This is a genomic window from Methylorubrum sp. GM97 (assembly GCF_024347855.1).
In the GTDB taxonomy this organism is placed as follows: Bacteria; Pseudomonadota; Alphaproteobacteria; order Rhizobiales; family Beijerinckiaceae; genus Methylobacterium; species Methylobacterium extorquens.
Genome location: NZ_AP025942.1, coordinates 2,069,838 through 2,087,232 on the forward strand (window position 1 = coordinate 2,069,838; position 17,395 = coordinate 2,087,232).

Genomic DNA, 17,395 nt, shown 5'->3' on the forward strand with positions numbered 1-17,395 from the left:
CGACCTCTCCGGGAGCGGGTTCGTCACTCCGCCTTGCGCTTCACGACCTCCAAGGTCTTCGGGTCGAGCTTCAGGTCGAACTGCTTGCCGTTGGCGTCGATGGCGTCATCCACCTCGATCATGCCGTCGTCGAGCTCGATCTCCTTCCACTTGGTGAAGCCCTCCTTCTTCAGGATGTCCTCGACCTTGGCCTGTTGGTCGGGCGGCAGCTTCTCGTCGGCGAGCACCGGACCGCTGAGAAGAGCGAAGCCGATGGCGAAGGCGGCGAGGGGGCGGAAGGACATGAGACGCTCCAATACTGAGAGAGACGCCGGGCGAACCGTTGATCGTCCCGGTTGTTCCTGCCCGTCTCGATACGGCCCCGCTCATGATTGCCAGCGCGCGTAGTGCCGCCTAGGTTGCAACCTCCGGGTTCGGAGCTTGCCGCAGCACCATGGTCACGCGCGTCGCCACCGTCGCCTTCGAGGGGATCGAGGCGCGTGCCGTCGATGTGCAGGTGCAGATCGCGGCGGGCGCCGTCGCCTTCACCATCGTCGGCCTGGCCGACAAGGCGGTGGCGGAATCGCGCGAGCGGGTCCGTTCGGCGCTGATCGCCTCGGGGTTGGCGCTGCCGGCCAAGCGCATCACGGTCAACCTCGCTCCGGCCGACCTGCCCAAGGAAGGCTCGCATTACGACCTGCCGATCGCGCTCGCGGTGATGGGGGCCATCGGCGCGCTGCCGGCGGACGCGCTCGGCGGTTATTGCGTGCTCGGCGAGCTCGCGCTCGACGGTTCGATCACCGCGGTGGCCGGCGTGCTGCCCGCGGCGATGGCGGCCAACGGGCGCGGCCTCGGCTTGATCTGCCCGGCCGCGACCGGGCCCGAGGCGGCCTGGGCCGCCGGCGACATGGACGTGCTGGCGCCGCGCTCGCTGATCCAGCTCGCCAACCACTTCAAGGGCAGCCAAGTGATGGCCCGGCCGCAGCCCGCGGTGGCGGCACCCGCCGGGCCTATGTCGGATCTGCGCGACATTAAGGGCCAAGAGGGCGCCAAGCGCGCCCTGGAGATCGCGGCGGCTGGCGGCCACAACCTGTTGATGAACGGTCCTCCGGGCGCCGGCAAATCGATGCTGGCCGCGCGCCTTCCCTCGATCCTGCCGCCCTTGGGCCCGCGCGAACTGCTCGAAGTCTCGATGATCCAGTCGGTCGCGGGCGAGCTGAAGGGTGGCGCCCTCTCGAATCGGCGCCCGTTCCGCCAGCCGCACCATTCCGCCTCGATGGCGGCTCTGGTCGGCGGCGGGCTCAATGCGCGGCCCGGCGAGGCCTCGCTCGCCCATGGCGGCGTGCTGTTCCTCGACGAGTTGCCCGAATTCACGCCGCAGGTGCTCGATTCCCTGCGCCAGCCGATGGAGACGGGCGAGATCATGATCGCCCGCGCGAACCACCGGACGACTTACCCGGCGCGGTTTCAGCTCGTGGCGGCGATGAACCCGTGCCGCTGCGGCATGGCGCTGGAGCCGGGCTATGCCTGCCGCCGGGGGCCGAACGAACGCTGCGTCGCCCAGTACGGCGCCCGCATCTCCGGGCCGCTGCTCGACCGGATCGACCTGCGGATCGAGGTCGCGGCGGTGACCGCGGCCGACCTGATCGTGCCGCCGCCCGCGGAAGGCTCGGCCGAGGCCGCTGCGCGGGTCGCTGCGGCCCGCGCCCTCCAGAGCGCGCGCTACGCCGCCCTCGGCCTGCCGGCCGCCACGACCAACGCCACCTGCCCGGCGACCGTCATCGAATCCGCCGCCGCGCCCGATGCCGAGGGGGCGGCGCTGATCCGCCACGCGGCCGAGACCATGCGGCTGTCCGCCCGCGGCTTCCACCGCACGCTGCGGGTCGCCCTGACACTGGCCGACCTCGACGGCGAGGCGCAGGTGCGGCGGCTGCATCTGGCCGAGGCTTTGTCCTACCGGGCCCGGGGCGAGCAGCCGGCGGCCGCGGCTTAGGGGCGAGATCCGGAGGGCGTTGCTCGAACCCGTTCGAGTGTCTCTCACAAGACGAGCGCGGCGCGTCCTCGCCAGCGCGAGAACGGTCGCTGACCGGGGCTTCAGAGGCGCGCAGGCCGTATCCGATCGGACTGCATCGGGCCCGCGCTTCTAGGTCCTTGTTTTGACACCCATTCTTTCGGCGAACCGGTGACCATTTCGTCGGAATGCGCTCTAAGGCCGCCCACTGAGGCGGACGAGGGCAGGGCTCCGTCGTCTGAGGGCATCGCAATCGTCTTGGCCTGGGAGAGGCTCGGTTATGATCACCGTGTTTCACGCACCGCGGACCCGCTCGCTTCGGGTGTTGTGGATGCTTGAGGAGATGGGGCTGCCTTACGAGGTCCGCCTCGTCGATTTCCCGAGACATCGTTCCGATGCCGAGTTCATGCGTCTCAACCCGGCCGGCTCCATTCCCGTCCTGCGGGATGGCGATGTCGTGATCAGCGAATCCACTGCCATCATCGAGTATCTGGTTGCGCGCTACGGGCCCACATCCCTCGCGCCGCAGCCATCGGAGACCGCCTATCCTTCATATCTCCAGTATTTCCATTTCGGAGAGGCCAGTCTCGCGGGTCCGATGACGGTCGTTGCACATTGCTGGTTCATGGGCCCTGAAGATCAGCGAGAAAATGCGGGCGTCGAGGCTGCTCGGACCATCTTCCGTGCGCGGCTGCCGGCCATCCAGAGCCGCCTTGAGGAGCATGACTATCTCGCGGGATCCGCATTCACGGCAGCGGATGTGTCCGTCGTCTATGCCCTCGGACTTGGCCAGGCGCTTCGCGCCGTCGAGACATACGCGCCTGTCATCCAAGACTACCTTGCGCGTTGCCGAGCCCGTCCCGGATTTCAGCGCGCCTTGCTGAAGTGATGGGAGGATTGTGCGGGATCCTGTCCGTGATGTCCCGGAAGGGTCGGGGTCTGCCGCCGGCATTCACACAGCCCCGCCCCGCCCATTGCCACGCCCCTGCACCGCGGACATAGTCGTGCACAATATGTCAGGGGCGGCCGGCCTGCCGGAACAGACCCTGTGCGAGGGAGCGAGGCGGTGGCGCACGGCACGCAGATGCGCGGGCATCTGTGCGGAATCCAGACGGCCTGGACGGATGCGGGCGAGGCTTTGGACGCGGTCGCGGCCGTGGCGGGGGCCGTCGACCGTGCGGTCGTCGGCCATCTGATCGTCTTCTTCTCGCCGGCCTACGACGCGGAAACCCTCACCGCCGCGCTCGCGGCGCAGTTTCCCGGCGTCGGGCTCACCGGCTGCTCCACCTCCGGCGGGATCAGCCCGGCGGGTTCGATCGACCGCGGCCTCGTCGCCATCGCCTTCCCGCGCCAGGGCTTTCGCATCGTTTCGGGCCTGCTCACCGACATCGCCCGGCTCGACGTGGAGGGGGCGGCCTCGACCGTGCGCGGCCTGCGCCGGACCCTCGACGGCGGGCGGCCGGACGGCGGCAGCGGCCACCGCTTCGCCCTGTCGCTGATCGACTCGCTCGCCAACGCGGAGGAGACGGTGGTCTCGGCGGTAGCCTGGGCGCTCGACGGCATCCCGCTGATCGGCGGCTCGGCCGGCGACGACCTCGCCTTCCGCAGCACGGTGCTGATCCACGAGGGCCAAGTCTGCCGCGAGGCGGCGGTGATCCTTCTGGTCGAGACCGATTTCCCGATCCGGATCTTCAAGAGCGACAATTTCGAGCCGACCAACCGCAAATTCGTGGTCACCGCCGCCCGCGAGGACGAGCGGCGCGTCACCGAACTCAACGCCGAGCCCGCGGCGCGCGAATACGCCATGGCGGTAGGGCTCGACCCGGAAAACCTCTCGACGATGAGCTTTGCCGCCTACCCGCTCGCGGTGAAGATCGGCGGGGAATATTACTGCCGCTCGATCAGCCGGGTGGAGCCGGACGGCTCGATGACCTTCTTCTGCGCTATCGGCGAGGGCGTGGTGCTGACGCTGGCGCAGCCCCGCGACATCGTCGAGGCGACGCGGGCCGAACTCGAAAGCCTCGACGCGTCGCTCGGCGGGCTTGACCTCGTGATCGGCTTCGATTGCGTGTTTCGCCGGCTCGATGCCGAGAGCCGGCAGGTGCGCCACCGCATCGCCGACCTGTACCGGCGCTATGGCGTGGTCGGCTTCGAGACCTATGGCGAGCAGTACCGCTCGATGCACCTGAACCAGACTTTTACCGGCATCGCCATCGGCCGGGCTGAGACGCCGGAGCCCCGCGGCGCGAAGATCGCGACGTGACGACGGCCCGATGAACCGCCCAGGCCTCTGGATGGAACCGCCCTCCGAACCGCAGACCATCGAGGCCCTGACGCATCGCGTGGCCAAGCTCGAGCGCATCAACGCGGCGCTGATGGCCCATGTCGAGCGCACCATGGATCAGCAGGGCGGCGCCTACTCGCTGTTCCAGACCGCGATCATGCTGGAAGGCCGCGTCCGCGCCCGCACCGAAGAGCTGACCGCGCTGATGAACAGCCTGGAGCGCTCGAACGCGGCGATGCAGGCCGCCAAGGAAGAGGCCGAGACCGCCAACCGCTCGAAGACGCGCTTCCTGGCCGCGGCCAGCCACGATCTGCTCCAGCCGCTCAACGCCGCCCGGCTCTCGCTCTCCGCGCTGACCGACCTCGCGCCGGGGCCGGAAGCGCAGGGGATCGCCCGGCAGGTCGAGCGCGGCCTGGAGACGATCGAAGACCTGATCAAGGCGCTCATCGACATCTCGAAGCTCGATGCCGGCATCGTGCGCCCCGTGATCAAGCCGGTGCGGCTCGCCGACCTCGTGGCCGGGATCGAGGCCAGCTTCCGGCCCTTCGCCGAGCGCAAGGAGCTGCGCCTCGTCACCCGCTGCGCCGACATCGTGGTGGAGACCGACGGGATCTTGCTCCAGCGCATCCTCCAGAACCTCGTCTCGAACGCGATTCGCTACACCGAGAGCGGCGGCGTGCTGATCGCAGCGCGGCGGCGGGACAAGCTCTGCCGGATCGACGTGGTCGATACCGGCTGCGGCATTCCCGAGGCCGAGCGGGCGCTGGTCTTCGAGGAGTTCTTTCGCGGCGCGCGCGAGTGCGACGATGGCGGGATCGGCCTCGGGCTCGGCCTATCGATCGTGCAGCGCATGGCCTCGACCCTGGGGCATGCCATCGAGCTGCATTCCCGCAGCGGCCACGGCACGCGGCTGAGCCTCACCCTGCCGCTCGCCACCCAGCGTCCGGACCCTCGGGTGACCCTGGCACCGCTGGCGACAGCGCTGACGGGCGCGCGGGTTCTGGCAATCGAGAACGACGCCTCCACGGCGGAGGCGCTGCAGCGGCTCCTGCGCAACTGGGATGCCGAGGTGCAGGTGTTTCGCGATCTGGCGGGCGTCGTGGCCGCCCTCGGTGCCGGTCTGGCGCGGCCGGACGTGATGGTGATCGACTACCACCTCGACAACGGCGCCTGCGGCCTCGACGTTGTGGATTACCTGCGGCGCAACCGGGGCTGGGTGACGCCGGTGATCCTCACCACCGCCGACCACGGCGCCGACATCGCCGCCCGCGCCCAAGCCACCGGGGCCGAACTCGTCCACAAGCCGATCAAGCCGGCGCAACTGCGCTCGCTGCTCGCCTACATGCTGGCGTGAGCGGTCGAGTTGCCGGAGGAGTTCAGAGGGCGCTGAAACGCCGCTCGCCCATCAGCCGGTCGCGGGCGCGGGCGACGAGGGCGGGGCGAATGCGGGTGACGTCGTCGCCGTCGAGGAGCGGCGATCCGGCGAGCACGCCGAGATAGGCCTCCTCGCGGTCCCGGCAGGTGGAAACCGCTTTGGTGGCGGCGAAGCTGCGGCTGGTGGTGCGGATCTGCTCTGCGAACGCCTCGTCGAGACAGACTTGCCACGCCGCGTGGCGCACACCCTCCGGACTCTCCGCCAGCGCGGGGAGGGCGGCGAGGACGGCAAGGGTCGTGAGGCTGGCGAGGAGGACGCGACGCATGGGACGAGCGGACCCTGGGACGGCGAACCTGAGGCGGTGACAGGGTTTTCCGGGGCGGCACGCGCTCGCGGAAACCTCTCATCAACCTTGGCCGCCGAACCGTTAAAGCCTGCTAACGCGCCAGATCCGGGCTGGTCCCACTTTGGGACTGGGAAAATTTTCTGAAAGGTTCCCTCATCCCCAATCCGATCGATCCCTTCGGGATGGCGGATTTGCGGAATGGCGGCTTTGCGGAATGGTGGATTTGCGGAATGGTGGATTTGGACGTCGCTTAGGCGCCGCGCGGGCTCGCTGATAGGGTTCCGCTTTCGATGAAGCGGAGCCGGATCAGCGGTTGGCCGCCGTGAGCGGCGAGGCGTCACGACCGAGCGCCATCCAGCCTACCGCTTCCTGGCTCTCGCGCTTGACGAAGGTGTAGCCGGTCTGGCGCCAGGGCAGGACCGCGTTGGTCTTGTTGTCGAGCACGAGGTCGCCGCGGTTGGTGATGAGGGTGAGGACCGCGTGGCCCTCGCCCTTTTCGTCGATGACCACGGTCATCCGCATCGCCCGGCGCGGCAGGCCGGCCTCGACCAGCAGGCGGCGCTTCAGGAGCTGGAAGTCCTCGCAATCGCCCCGGCCGTCCTCGGCGAGATCCCAGCGGTCGGCGGCCTGCCAATGGTCCCCATCGGTCACCGCTTCCACCGACCGGTTGATCCGGCGGTTGACTGCGTTGATCGTCTGCCACAGCGCCGGGGTCAGGGTGATGCTGGCGGGCTCGGTGCGATCGACCGCGCATTCGCCGGGATAGCGCTCGCAGAACTCGGCCCAGGCGGCGATCGGCCGGGCGGGGCCGGTGGTGACCGCCGACAGGCTCATGGCGGGCAGCGCGGCGGTCGGCTGGGCCTCGGCGCGCGGGGCCGCGGCGAGGAGAAGAGCCCCGGCCAGGGCGAGGCCCGCCAGCAGGCGGGTCGTGAGGGCGGGCCGGACGACACAGAGCTTGGAGAACGCGATACGCATGGCCCTGACCGAGCAGTTAAGCTTCCGTTAATGAAGCTCTCACGGCCGTCTGGTTCCCGCAATCGCCGAGTTAAAAATCGGTTAACGCGATCCGTCGCATTTGATCGATCGGGGCCGGGACGCCCACGAGGGGCGCAGGAGCGAGCGCGAAACAAGTCCCGAGCACCGTCACCGGGCGCGGTGGCGGCGGCGCCACGGCACCTGTTAGGCTTGGACTTATCCTAGGATTTGCAAAGCCTTCCGATGACCAGCGAACTGCCTTCCGCCGAGCCCGTGCAGCCCACCGACCGTGGGCAGGCGGTGATCCGCACCGTGGCGATGCCCACTGATACGAACCCGGCCGGCGACATTTTCGGCGGCTGGCTGATGGCGCAGATGGACATGGCCGCCGGTAACGTCGCCGCCCGCCGGGCACGGGGGCGCTGCGCCACGATCTCGGCGGAGGCGATGACCTTCCACCGCCCGGTCTTCGTTGGCGACGAGGTGAGCTTTTATGCCTGGATCGTGAAGACGGGCCGCACCTCGATGCGCATCCAGGTCGAGGTCTGGCGCCGGGAGCGGGAGGGCGAGGCCACCATGAAGGTCACGGAGGGCCTCTTCACCTTCGTCGCCATCGGCCCGGATCGCCGGCCGCGGCCGATCCCGGAGGAGCGGGAGGTCTGAAGACGACGTCGCCGGCTGAGCGCGGATCGGGCGTTCAGTGCATCGTCAGCGTGGTGAGCCGGCGCGCGCCCGCATGCTGGTGCAGGAAGGCGCTCATCTCGGCGAGCACCGGCGCCTTGCGGCGGAAGCTGACGGAGAGCGACAGCAGCGTGTCGGCATGGTCGAGGCCTTCATAGACCCGTTCCTGCACCGGGACGCGGGCATCGCGCAGGCGCGCAGCGAGGCTCGCCGTGTTGCGGGGCCGCACCACGGTATCCTTGTCGCCGGTGGCGAGGAAGGTCGGCGGTGAGTGGGCGCCGGCGTAGGAGACCGGCTGCGTCGCCTCCGGGTCGGGCGCCTGCCCGAACACGTCGATCGAGGTCTTCTGGTCGAAGGGCAGGAAGTCGTAGGGGCCCGACAGGCCGGCCACTGCCCGGATGATCCGCGGATCGACGCCGGCTTGGCGCAGATATTCGGGGTCGAGCCCCAGCATCGCCGCGTTGTAGGCGCCCGCCGAATGGCCCGCGAGCACGATCCGACTGGGATCGCCGCCCTGCGCGGCGATGTTGTCGCGCACCCAGGCGATGGCCGCCGCCCCGTCCTTCAGGAAGTCGGGAAAGCGCACTTTCGGGTAGAGCCGGTAATCCGGCAGCACGGTCACGAAGCCCTGTGCGGCCAGGGCCTGCGCGGCGAAGGCGTAGTCGTCCTTGCTGCCGCTGTTCCAGGAGCCGCCGTAGAAGAACACCAGCACCGGCGCCCGCTCCACGGGCACGGTCGGCACGAACACGTCGAGGCGCTGGCGCGGATCCGCGCCGTAGGCCGCGTCGCGGATCGCGAGGCGGCCGCCCTTGTCGCGCGGCCCGAGCGCATCGAACAGCGCCAGCGGCGAGCAGCCGCTCAGGCCTAGGGCGGTGAGCCCGAGGCAGACCAACGAGACGAGGGAGACGAATGCCTTGATCATGTGACCCGTGATTGACGCGGCGGTCGCGGCGGATTCATGGCCGCGGGGTGGCGACGTTGGGAGTTATGTCCTCAGGACGATGCAGGCGCCGCCGACACCACGGATCTTCTGGCAGAGGCCGTCAGCCGCGTTCCGGCTCTCGGCCGGGATGCGCACCCGGTAGAAGGTGCGCGTGCCGCGAAAGCGCAGGCGGGTGCCGACGATCATCGGCCGCACCTCGCCGATCACGCTGGTGTAGCGGACCCGCGCCCGCTGGAAGCTCGCGAGTGCCAGCGACTTCGAGAAGTTGCCGGCGAGCTGCACGCCCCAGGGCGCGGCCGGGCCACCCTCGACGGACAGGGCGAAGCGGTCCCCGCGCGACGGGATGCGCAGGGCGGCGGTGACCTGAAGGCAGCTCTGCGTCTCGGCCTCCGGCGGAGGCGGCTTGTAATCGATTTGTCCCTCAGTCTTCTTGCCCTCAGGCTTCTTCGCCGCCGGATCGGCTCCCTCCGGCATCTCCACGCTGGCGTTCGGCCGCCAATCCTCCGCCGGGCGGCCGGTGATGCCGATGACGTAGGCCCGCGTCTCGGCGGGCAGGCCGCCGCTGCCGGCGAGCCAGGCCGAGACCCGCCCCGGCCCGCCGTTATAGGCGGCCGCCGCGAGGCCGAGATTGCCGAACTGTCGCTTGAGGTCGGCCAGGAAATGCGCCGCGTGCGGGATCGCCTGTTCGGGGTCGAACGGATCGGTCAGCCCGCGATCCTTGGCCGTGCCCGGCATGAACTGCGCCACGCCCTGTGCGCCGGCCGGGCTCACCACGCCGACGCGGAACGCGCTCTCGCGCCAGATCAGACGCGTCAGGAACGGCACCGGCAGCTTCCGCGCCTTTGCCGAATCCTCGATCAGACGGCAGAGCGCCTGCTCCACCGTCTCGCTCTCGGGCGAGGGGGCCGCACGCGAGGGACCGGCGAGCACGGCGAGGGCGGCCGGCAGAAGAACGAGGGCGAGACGAGACACGGCGGCTGATTTAGGGCGCCGGTCCGGGAAGGGGATGTCTGCCCGCTTCCGCGGCACGTTCTGCCCGGCTGAAGAGCATCATTGTGCCGGGTTCGACGCTTCGCGAGGGGGTTGTACCTTAGTAGCGTTCTAAGAATCGCACTATTTTTCTGGAGTTCCCCACGCTAGGCTCGATGCTTGCAAGAGCCGGACGCCAAGATCCGGCCTCACGAGGAGGAACACGATGCTCGAAGAGCGCATCTCGGAGATCGATGCCGAGGCGGCTGCAAAGTCCGTTTCCGAAGCCGTCACCCGGCTCGGCGCCTGCCCGCACGACTGCCCCGACACCTGTTCGATGATCTACACCGTCGAGAACGGGCGGCTGATCGACGTGCGCGGCAACCCGGATCATCCGATGACCCGCGGCGCGCTCTGCGGCAAGCTCAAGGACTTCGACCGCCACCATTACAACCCCGACCGCATCCTCTACCCGATGCGCCGGACCGGTCCGAAGGGCAGCGGCCAGTTCGAGCGGATCGGCTGGGACGAGGCGCTCGCCGAGATCCACCGCCGCTTCACCGGCATCATCGAGACGCACGGGGCGGAGGCGATCCTTCCCTACAACTATCTCGGCAACGAGGGCGTGGTGCAGGGCCTCACCGTGGGTGACGCCTTCTTCAACCGGCTCGGCGCGACGGTCGCCGAGAAGACGTTCTGCGGCTCGGGCTCCTGCACCGCGTGGCTGCTGACCGTCGGCCCGACCAACGGCACCGACCCGATGAGCTTCGCGCAGTCGAAGCTCATCGTGATCTGGGGCTGCAACTCGGTCTCGACCAACATCCACCACTGGCACGTGGTGAAGGAGGCGCAGCGCCACGGCGCCCGCGTCATCGTGATCGACCCCTATCGCTCGCGCACCGCCGCCCAGGCCGATTGGCACCTGATGCCGAAGCCCGGCACCGACGGCGCGCTCGCCATGGCGATGATTCACGTCATCATCGAAGAGGGCCTGACCGACGACGACTATATCGCCCGCCACACCGTCGGCTTCGAGCCGCTGAAGGAACGGGCGCAGGCCTTCACGCCGGAATACGCCGCCGAGATCTGCGGCATCCCGGCCGACGACATCCGGCAGCTGGCGCGCGAATACGCCACCACCCGCAATGCGGCGCTGCGGCCCGGCGTGGCGGTGGAGCGGAGTGCCGGCGGTGCCCAGGCGCTGCGGGCCATCTTCTCGCTGCCCGCGCTGACGGGGTCTTGGAAGGATCCGGGCGGCGGCGTCTACCAGATGCCGCTGTGGGAGTTCCCGGTGCACTGGGACCGGGTCTGCCGGCCGGACCTGATCCCGGAGGGCACGCGGGTGCTCAACGTGCTGAAGCTCGGCGAGGTGCTGACCGGCGAGGCGGGGATCGAGCCCGGCATCCACGCCCTGATGGTCTACAATGCCAACCCGGTTTCGAACTCGACCGAGACCGCCAAGATCAAGCGCGGGCTCGCCCGCGAGGATCTGTTCACGGTCGTCAGCGAGCACTTCGTCACCGACACCGCCCGCTACGCCGACATCCTGCTGCCCGCCACCATGGCGGCCGAGCACGACGACATGATGTTCTCCTGGGGGCACTTCTTCTTCACCCTGAACCAGAAGGCGATCGAGCCGCCGGGCGAGACGGTGGCGAATGCCGAGCTGTTCCGGCGGCTGGCCAAGACCTTCGGCTTCACCGAGCCCCAGTTCTCCATGAGCGAGACCGAGCTCATGGAATGGTATCTCGATTGGGAGAGCCCGAAGCTCGGCGGCATCGGCATGGACCATTTCCGCCAGCACGGCTGGTACCGCCTGAACATCGGCGATCCGGACACGCGCACCCCGCATGCCGAGGGCAACTTCCCGACGCCGTCGGGCAAGTGCGAGTTCTACTCGGAGGCCGCGGTCACGAGCGGCAACTTCGTCGCGCCGCCCTTCCGGCAGATGTACGAGCAGTTCCAGGGCGGCGAGGCCCTCGACCCGCTGCCGGGCTACGTGCCGGCCAACGAACGGCCGGAGACGAATCCGGCCCAGGCCGAGCGCTACCCGCTCAACATCGTCTCGCCCAAGAGCCACGGCTTCCTCAACTCGCAATACGCCAACGAGGCGCACAAGGTCCGCGCGCAGGGGGAGCAGACGATCCTGATCAACCCGGCCGACGCGCAGAGCCGCGAGATCGGCGAGGGCGCGCTGGTGCGGGTGTTCAACGATCGCGGCGCCTTCCACGGGCAGGCGCGGGTGACCGAGGAGGTGCCGCCGGGCCTCGTGATCGCCTCGCTCGGCTACTGGCACTCGCTCAATCGCGACGGGGCGGTGAACGTCATCAGCGCCTCGACCTATGGCGGCATGGGCCACTCGCCGACCTTCAGCGATAACCTCGTGCAGGTCGGGCTGGCGCAGTAGCGCGACGCGAAGACGATTCGCGCGGCCGGCCCCGCGCGCTATAACCCCTCGGCCCGCCGCTCCGACACCGGATCGCGGCGGGCCGTTTTTCGTTCGACGGGGTTCGATGTCCGATACGCTGCTGACCGTCGAGGATCTCTCGGTCGCCTTCCACTCCGGCGAGCGCGAGACCCGCGCGGTGGATCGCGTCAGCTTCGCCATCGAGCGGGGCGAGACCCTGGCGCTGGTCGGCGAATCCGGCTCCGGCAAATCGGTGACGGCGCTCTCGATCCTGCGGCTGCTCGACGGCGCCGCCCATCACCCGGGCGGAAAGATCCTGTTCAAGGGGCGCGACCTCTTGGAGCTGCCCGAGCGGGAGATGCGCGCGGTGCGCGGCGCGGACATCACCATGGTGTTCCAGGAGCCGATGACCTCGCTCAACCCGCTCCACTCCATCCAGCGGCAGATCGGCGAAGTGCTGGAGATCCACCGCGGCCTGAAGGGCAAGGCGGCGCGGGCCCGCATCCTCGAACTCATGGATCTCGTCGGCATCCGCGACGCCGAGCGGCGCCTCGGCGCCTATCCGCACGAATTGTCCGGCGGCCAGCGCCAGCGCGTCATGATCGCGATGGCGCTCGCCTGCGAGCCCGATCTCCTGGTGGCCGACGAGCCGACCACCGCCCTCGACGTCACCGTGCAGGCGCAGATTCTCGCGCTGCTGGCCGACCTGCAGAAGCGGCTCGGCATGGCGATGCTGTTCATCACCCACGATCTCGGCATCGTCCGGCGCATCGCCGACCGGGTCTGCGTGATGCTTGCCGGCCGGATCGTGGAGGCGGGCCCGGTCGATCGGGTCTTCACCCGGCCCCAGCACGAATACACGCAGCGGCTCCTGGCCGCCGAGCCCACCGGCCGGGCGAACCCCGTGCCCGATCACGCCGAAGAGCTGGTCGAGGCCGGGCCGCTCAAGGTGTGGTTCCCCCTCAAGGCGGGGTTGCTCCGGCGCACCGTCGGCCACGTCAAGGCGGTCGATGGGGTACGGCTCAGGGTGCGGGCCGGCGAGACGGTCGGCGTCGTCGGCGAATCCGGCTCGGGCAAGACCACGCTCGGCCTCGCCCTGCTGCGGCTCACCGAATCCGAGGGGCCGATCGTGTTCCTCGGGCAGCGCATCGAGGCGCGCGGCCCCGCCCTGATGCGGCCCCTGCGCAAGGACATGCAGGTGGTCTTCCAAGACCCCTACGGCTCGCTCTCGCCACGCATGTCGGTGGGCGACATCGTCGCCGAGGGGTTGGCCGTGCAGGGGCTGGTGAAGGGCGGCGACGAGCGCCGCGCCCTGGTGGCGAAGGCGCTCACCGATGTCGGGCTCGATCCGGCAGCGATGGACCGCTACCCGCACGAATTCTCCGGCGGCCAGCGCCAGCGCATCGCCATCGCCCGCGCCATCGTCCTGAAGCCCCGCTTCGTCGTCCTCGACGAGCCGACCTCGGCGCTCGATCGCTCGGTGCAGGCGCAGATCGTGACGCTGTTGCGCGACCTCCAGCGCGAGCGGGGCATCGCCTACTTGTTCATCAGCCACGACCTCAAGGTGGTCCGCGCGCTCTCGAACTACGTCATGGTGATGCAGCACGGCCAGGTGGTCGAGGAGGGCCCGGCCGAAGAGATCTTTGCCGCGCCGAAGACCGACTACACCCGCACCCTGTTCGCCGCGGCCTTCGAGATGGATGCCGCGACCACCGCCGAGATCGAGCCGGCCTGAGCCATGGCCCGCGCCCTCCTCATCGTCCTCGATTCCGTCGGCATTGGCGGCGCTCCGGACGCCGACCGCTACGGCGACGCCGGCTCCGACACGGTCGGCCACATCGCGGAGGCCTGCGCCGCCGGACGCGGCGACCGGCCGGGCCTGCGCGCTGGGCCCCTGCGCGTGCCGAACCTCGCCGCGCTCGGCCTCGGGCTGGCCTGCGAAGGCGCCACCGGGCGCGTCCCGCCAGGGCTCACGCCCGAAGGACCCGTGCGGGCGCTTTGGGGCCACGCCGTCGAGACCGCGGCCGGCAAGGACACCCCGTCAGGCCATTGGGAGATCGCGGGCGTGCCGGTGCGGGAGGCCTGGGGCCACTTTCCCGATGCGCAGCCCGCCTTCCCGGCGGAGCTGACGGCGGCGCTGGTCGCACGGGCAGGGCTGCCGGGTATCCTCGGCGATTGCCACGCCTCTGGCACCGCGATCATCGAGGCGCTTGGGGCCGAGCATGTCCGGACGGGCAAGCCGATCTGCTACACCTCGGCCGACAGCGTGTTCCAGATCGCCGCCCACGAGGAGGCGTTCGGGCTGGAGCGGCTCTACGAGACCTGCCGGATCGCCCGCGAGGTCTGCGATCCCTACCGCGTCGGCCGGGTCATCGCCCGGCCCTTTCTCGGCAGCGCGGCGGAGGGCTTCCGCCGCACCAGCCACCGCAAGGACTTTTCGGTGGCGCCCCCCGCCGGGACGCTGCTCGATGGGCTGGAGGCTGCGGGCCGCGCAGTCGTGAGCGTCGGCAAGATCGGCGACATCTTCGCCCACCGCGCCACCGGCCGCGAGATCAAGCCCGCCGGCAACGCCGCCTGCCTCGACGCGGCGCTCGACGCCTTCGCCGGATTGCCGGAGGGCGGCTTCGTCTTTCTCAACCTCGTGGATTTCGACACCGAGCACGGCCACCGCCGCGACGTGCCCGGCTACGCCGCCGAGCTGGAAGCTTTCGACGCGCGCCTGCCCGAGATCCAGGCGGTGCTGAAGCCGGGCGACCTCTGCGTGATCGCCGCCGACCACGGTAACGACCCGACCTGGACGGGCACGGAGCACACCCGCGAGCAGGTGCCGGTGCTGGGCTTCGGGCCGGGGCTGGCGCCGCGCGCGCTCGGCCGCCGGGAGAGCTTTGCCGATATGGGCGCGTCGGTGGCGGCCCATCTTGGCCTGCCGCCGCTCGGGGCCGGGCAGGCGTGGTGGTGAGGGGTTCACCCCCGTCCTCCCATCTCTCCACCTCACCCTGAGGTGCCGCGAAGCGGCCTCGAAGGGGGCTTCCAGGGATCGCGAGCGATCTGGAGGATCCTTCGAGGCCCGCTGACGCGGGCACCTCAGGATGAGGCGGAGGGGAGGAGAGCGGAAGTTTTGTGAGCGACACGCATACCAAAACCGTTTGCCCCCTTCGGGATGGCGGATTTGGCTGTCGCTCAAGTGCCGCGCGGGCTCGGCTGATACGGGCCTCCGCTCCGATCGAGCGGAGACCCGTATCCGGCGATCAGCGCGAAAACTTCTTGTACTTCAGCTTCTTCGGGATGATCGACTCGATCCCGAGACGGCGCTTCTTGTCCGTCTCGTAATCCGAGAAGTTGCCCTCGAACCACTCGACGTGGCTGTCGCCCTCGAAGGCGAGGATGTGGGTCGCGATGCGGTTCAGGAACCAGCGATCGTGGCTGATGATGACGGCGCAGCCCGCGTAATCCTCCAGCGCGTCCTCAAGGGCGCGCAGGGTCTCCATGTCGAGGTCGTTAGTCGGCTCGTCGAGCAGCAGCACGTTGGCGCCGCCCTTGAGCGTGCGGGCCAGATGCACGCGGTTGCGCTCACCGCCCGAGAGCGTGCCGACCTTCTTCTGCTGGTCGCCGCCCTTGAAGGCGAAGGCCGCGCAATAGGCGCGCGAATTGATCTCGCGCTTGTTGAAGTAGATGATGTCATTGCCGCCCGAGATCTCCTGCCAGACCGTGGCGTTGGGATCGAGCGCGTCGCGCGATTGGTCGACATAGCCGAGCCTGACCGTCTCGCCGACCTCGATCCGCCCGCCATCGGGCTTCTCCTGGCCGGTGATCATCTTGAACAGCGTGGTCTTGCCGGCGCCGTTCGGGCCGATGACGCCGACGATGCCGCCCGGCGGCAGCTTGAACGACAGATCCTCGATCAGCAGGCGGTCGCCGAAGGCCTTGTTGAGGTGTTCGAACTCGATGACGTTCTGCCCGAGCCGCTCGTCAATCGGGATGACGATCTGCGCCGCCGCATCGACCTTGTTGTTCTGCTTGGCGACCAGCTCCTCGTAGCGGGTGATACGCGCCTTCGACTTCGACTGCCGCGCCTTGGGCGAGGCCGAAATCCATTCCTGCTCGCGGGCGATCGAGCGCTGGCGGGCCATGTCCTCGCGGCCCTCCTGCTCCAGGCGCTTCTGCTTCTGCACCAGCCAGGCGGAGTAGTTGCCCTCGTAGGGGATGCCCCGGCCGCGGTCGAGTTCGAGGATCCAGCCGGTGACGTTGTCGAGGAAGTAGCGGTCGTGGGTCACGATCAGGATCGCGCCCGGATACTGCTTGAGGTGGCCCTCCAACCAGTTCACCGTCTCGGCGTCGAGGTGGTTGGTCGGCTCGTCGAGGAGCAGCAGTTCCGGCTCCCACAGCAGCAGCTTGCACAGCGCGACGCGGCGGCGCTCGCCGCCCGAGAGGGTCGCGACCGGCTGCTCGTCGCTCGGGCAGCCGAGCGCTTCCATCGCCTGATCGACCTTAGAATCGAGCTCCCAGAGGTTCTGGGCCTCGATCTGGTCCTGGAGGGCGGTCATCTCGTCCGCCGTCTCCTCGGAATAGTTCATCGCGAGTTCGTTGTAGCGGTCGAGCAGCGCCTGCTTCTCGGCCACGCCCTCCATGATGTTCTCGCGCACCGACTTGTTCGGATCGAGCTGCGGCTCCTGCGGCAGGTAGCCGACGCGCGCGCCCTGCGCGACGAAGCCCTCGCCGGTCCAGTCCTTGTCGATGCCGGCCATGATCTTGAGCAGCGTCGACTTGCCGGCGCCGTTGATGCCGAGCACACCGATCTTGGCGTCGGGATAGAACGACAGGTTGACGTTCTCGAGGACCTTCTTGCCCCCGACATAGGTCTTGGTCAGACCCCGCATGTGGTAGATGAATTCGCGGGCCATGTGCGTTCGTCCTGCGTGAAGCGTGGAAGCCGGTCGGGCCGGCGCTCGCGGATGCGTGGCCTCTTGCGCGAGGCTGGCTCTGTCGAGCCAAGATGCTCGAGCCATGCCGCGCGGGGCGCCGTCCGCTCGCGGATGAAGAATTTCGTGTTCGAGTATCAGGGCCGCCCGGCAGGGGCAAGGCGAAGGCCGGACAGGCGACGGTCGGATACCGATCCTGATATGAGGGCGGTGCGCCTCAGGCGAAAGGGTTGCGCACCGGCTCGGCCGTCTCCGGCTCCTCGGGCACGGCATCGGGCAGATCCTCCGCTTCGAGGGTGGCAACCACCGCATCGAGCAGGCTCTTCAACGCCTTCGCACGCTTCAAACCCGCCCGGTCGCGGGTGAGGTCGAGGCTGCCATGCAGGGCAATGCGGCGCGTACCGTTCTCGATGGAGAAGCCGGCGAAGGTCTGGACGCCGGCATCCTCCGCGAAGGGGCGGAAGGGAAGGGCGGGATCGGCTTTGCGGCGCGGCATCGGGAGCTCC

At 69.3% G+C, this 17,395-nt stretch carries 15 protein-coding genes; 8 read left to right on the top strand and 7 right to left on the bottom strand.

Annotated elements, in window-relative coordinates:
* Positions 1 to 23: 23 nt before the first annotated feature.
* Positions 24 to 284: a PepSY domain-containing protein gene (locus tag MSPGM_RS09710; RefSeq protein WP_003607156.1), complete on the bottom strand. Its 261-nt coding sequence runs from the start codon at positions 282 to 284 to the stop codon at positions 24 to 26.
* A gap of 149 nt (positions 285 to 433) precedes the next feature.
* Between MSPGM_RS09710 and MSPGM_RS09715 the strand changes: the two genes are divergently transcribed.
* The 4 genes from MSPGM_RS09715 (at position 434) to MSPGM_RS09730 (ending at position 5,628) form a co-directional block, all read left to right on the top strand.
* The gene (locus MSPGM_RS09715) at positions 434 to 1,972 is read left to right on the top strand and encodes a YifB family Mg chelatase-like AAA ATPase (RefSeq protein ID WP_012752626.1); all 1,539 of its coding nucleotides are present in this window, start codon (positions 434 to 436) and stop codon (positions 1,970 to 1,972) included.
* Between the two features lie 298 nt (positions 1,973 to 2,270).
* Complete coding sequence (locus tag MSPGM_RS09720) at positions 2,271 to 2,879, top strand: glutathione S-transferase family protein (protein ID WP_003606463.1); 609 nt, start codon at positions 2,271 to 2,273, stop codon at positions 2,877 to 2,879.
* A gap of 177 nt (positions 2,880 to 3,056) precedes the next feature.
* Positions 3,057 to 4,253, top strand: a complete 1,197-nt coding sequence (locus MSPGM_RS09725; RefSeq protein ID WP_003606464.1) for an FIST N-terminal domain-containing protein — start codon at positions 3,057 to 3,059, stop codon at positions 4,251 to 4,253.
* A 10-nt stretch (positions 4,254 to 4,263) separates the two neighbouring features.
* On the top strand, positions 4,264 to 5,628 hold the full coding sequence (locus tag MSPGM_RS09730) for a hybrid sensor histidine kinase/response regulator (RefSeq protein ID WP_043708233.1): 1,365 nt from the start codon (positions 4,264 to 4,266) through the stop codon (positions 5,626 to 5,628).
* A gap of 22 nt (positions 5,629 to 5,650) precedes the next feature.
* Here MSPGM_RS09730 and MSPGM_RS09735 read toward each other — a convergent pair whose 3' ends face one another.
* Positions 5,651 to 5,974, bottom strand: coding sequence for a hypothetical protein (locus MSPGM_RS09735; protein WP_003606467.1), 324 nt, complete (start codon positions 5,972 to 5,974; stop codon positions 5,651 to 5,653).
* 327 nt (positions 5,975 to 6,301) lie between these two features.
* A complete protein-coding gene (locus tag MSPGM_RS09740; RefSeq protein WP_012253474.1) occupies positions 6,302 to 6,970 on the bottom strand; it encodes a transglutaminase-like cysteine peptidase in 669 nt (222 codons plus the stop codon).
* Between the two features lie 243 nt (positions 6,971 to 7,213).
* On the opposite strand from MSPGM_RS09740, the gene MSPGM_RS09745 reads away from it, so the two are divergent.
* Positions 7,214 to 7,633 (top strand): acyl-CoA thioesterase, encoded by a 420-nt coding sequence (locus MSPGM_RS09745; protein ID WP_003605809.1) that lies wholly within the window; start codon positions 7,214 to 7,216, stop codon positions 7,631 to 7,633.
* Positions 7,634 to 7,667: 34 nt separating this feature from the next.
* Here MSPGM_RS09745 and MSPGM_RS09750 read toward each other — a convergent pair whose 3' ends face one another.
* Positions 7,668 to 8,573 (bottom strand): alpha/beta hydrolase, encoded by a 906-nt coding sequence (locus tag MSPGM_RS09750; RefSeq protein WP_003605807.1) that lies wholly within the window; start codon positions 8,571 to 8,573, stop codon positions 7,668 to 7,670.
* 63 nt (positions 8,574 to 8,636) lie between these two features.
* Positions 8,637 to 9,566, bottom strand: a complete 930-nt coding sequence (locus MSPGM_RS09755; protein ID WP_003605805.1) for a lytic transglycosylase domain-containing protein — start codon at positions 9,564 to 9,566, stop codon at positions 8,637 to 8,639.
* Positions 9,567 to 9,789: 223 nt separating this feature from the next.
* Here MSPGM_RS09755 and MSPGM_RS09760 point away from each other — a divergent pair, with 223 nt between their 5' ends.
* From MSPGM_RS09760 to MSPGM_RS09770, 3 genes are all read left to right on the top strand, one after another.
* Positions 9,790 to 11,970 carry a molybdopterin-dependent oxidoreductase gene (locus MSPGM_RS09760; RefSeq protein ID WP_012752628.1) on the top strand — a complete coding sequence of 727 codons (2,181 nt, stop codon included), beginning with the start codon at positions 9,790 to 9,792 and terminating at the stop codon, positions 11,968 to 11,970.
* Positions 11,971 to 12,076: 106 nt separating this feature from the next.
* Complete coding sequence (locus tag MSPGM_RS09765; RefSeq protein WP_003605802.1) at positions 12,077 to 13,705, top strand: ABC transporter ATP-binding protein; 1,629 nt, start codon at positions 12,077 to 12,079, stop codon at positions 13,703 to 13,705.
* A gap of 3 nt (positions 13,706 to 13,708) precedes the next feature.
* Positions 13,709 to 14,929, top strand: a complete 1,221-nt coding sequence (locus tag MSPGM_RS09770; RefSeq protein WP_012752630.1) for a phosphopentomutase — start codon at positions 13,709 to 13,711, stop codon at positions 14,927 to 14,929.
* A gap of 289 nt (positions 14,930 to 15,218) precedes the next feature.
* On the opposite strand, the gene ettA is transcribed toward MSPGM_RS09770, so the two are convergent.
* Positions 15,219 to 16,871: an energy-dependent translational throttle protein EttA gene (ettA, locus tag MSPGM_RS09775; RefSeq protein ID WP_003606693.1), complete on the bottom strand. Its 1,653-nt coding sequence runs from the start codon at positions 16,869 to 16,871 to the stop codon at positions 15,219 to 15,221.
* Positions 16,872 to 17,106: 235 nt separating this feature from the next.
* The gene (locus tag MSPGM_RS09780) at positions 17,107 to 17,385 is read right to left on the bottom strand and encodes a hypothetical protein (RefSeq protein WP_003606692.1); all 279 of its coding nucleotides are present in this window, start codon (positions 17,383 to 17,385) and stop codon (positions 17,107 to 17,109) included.
* Positions 17,386 to 17,395: the final 10 nt, after the last annotated feature.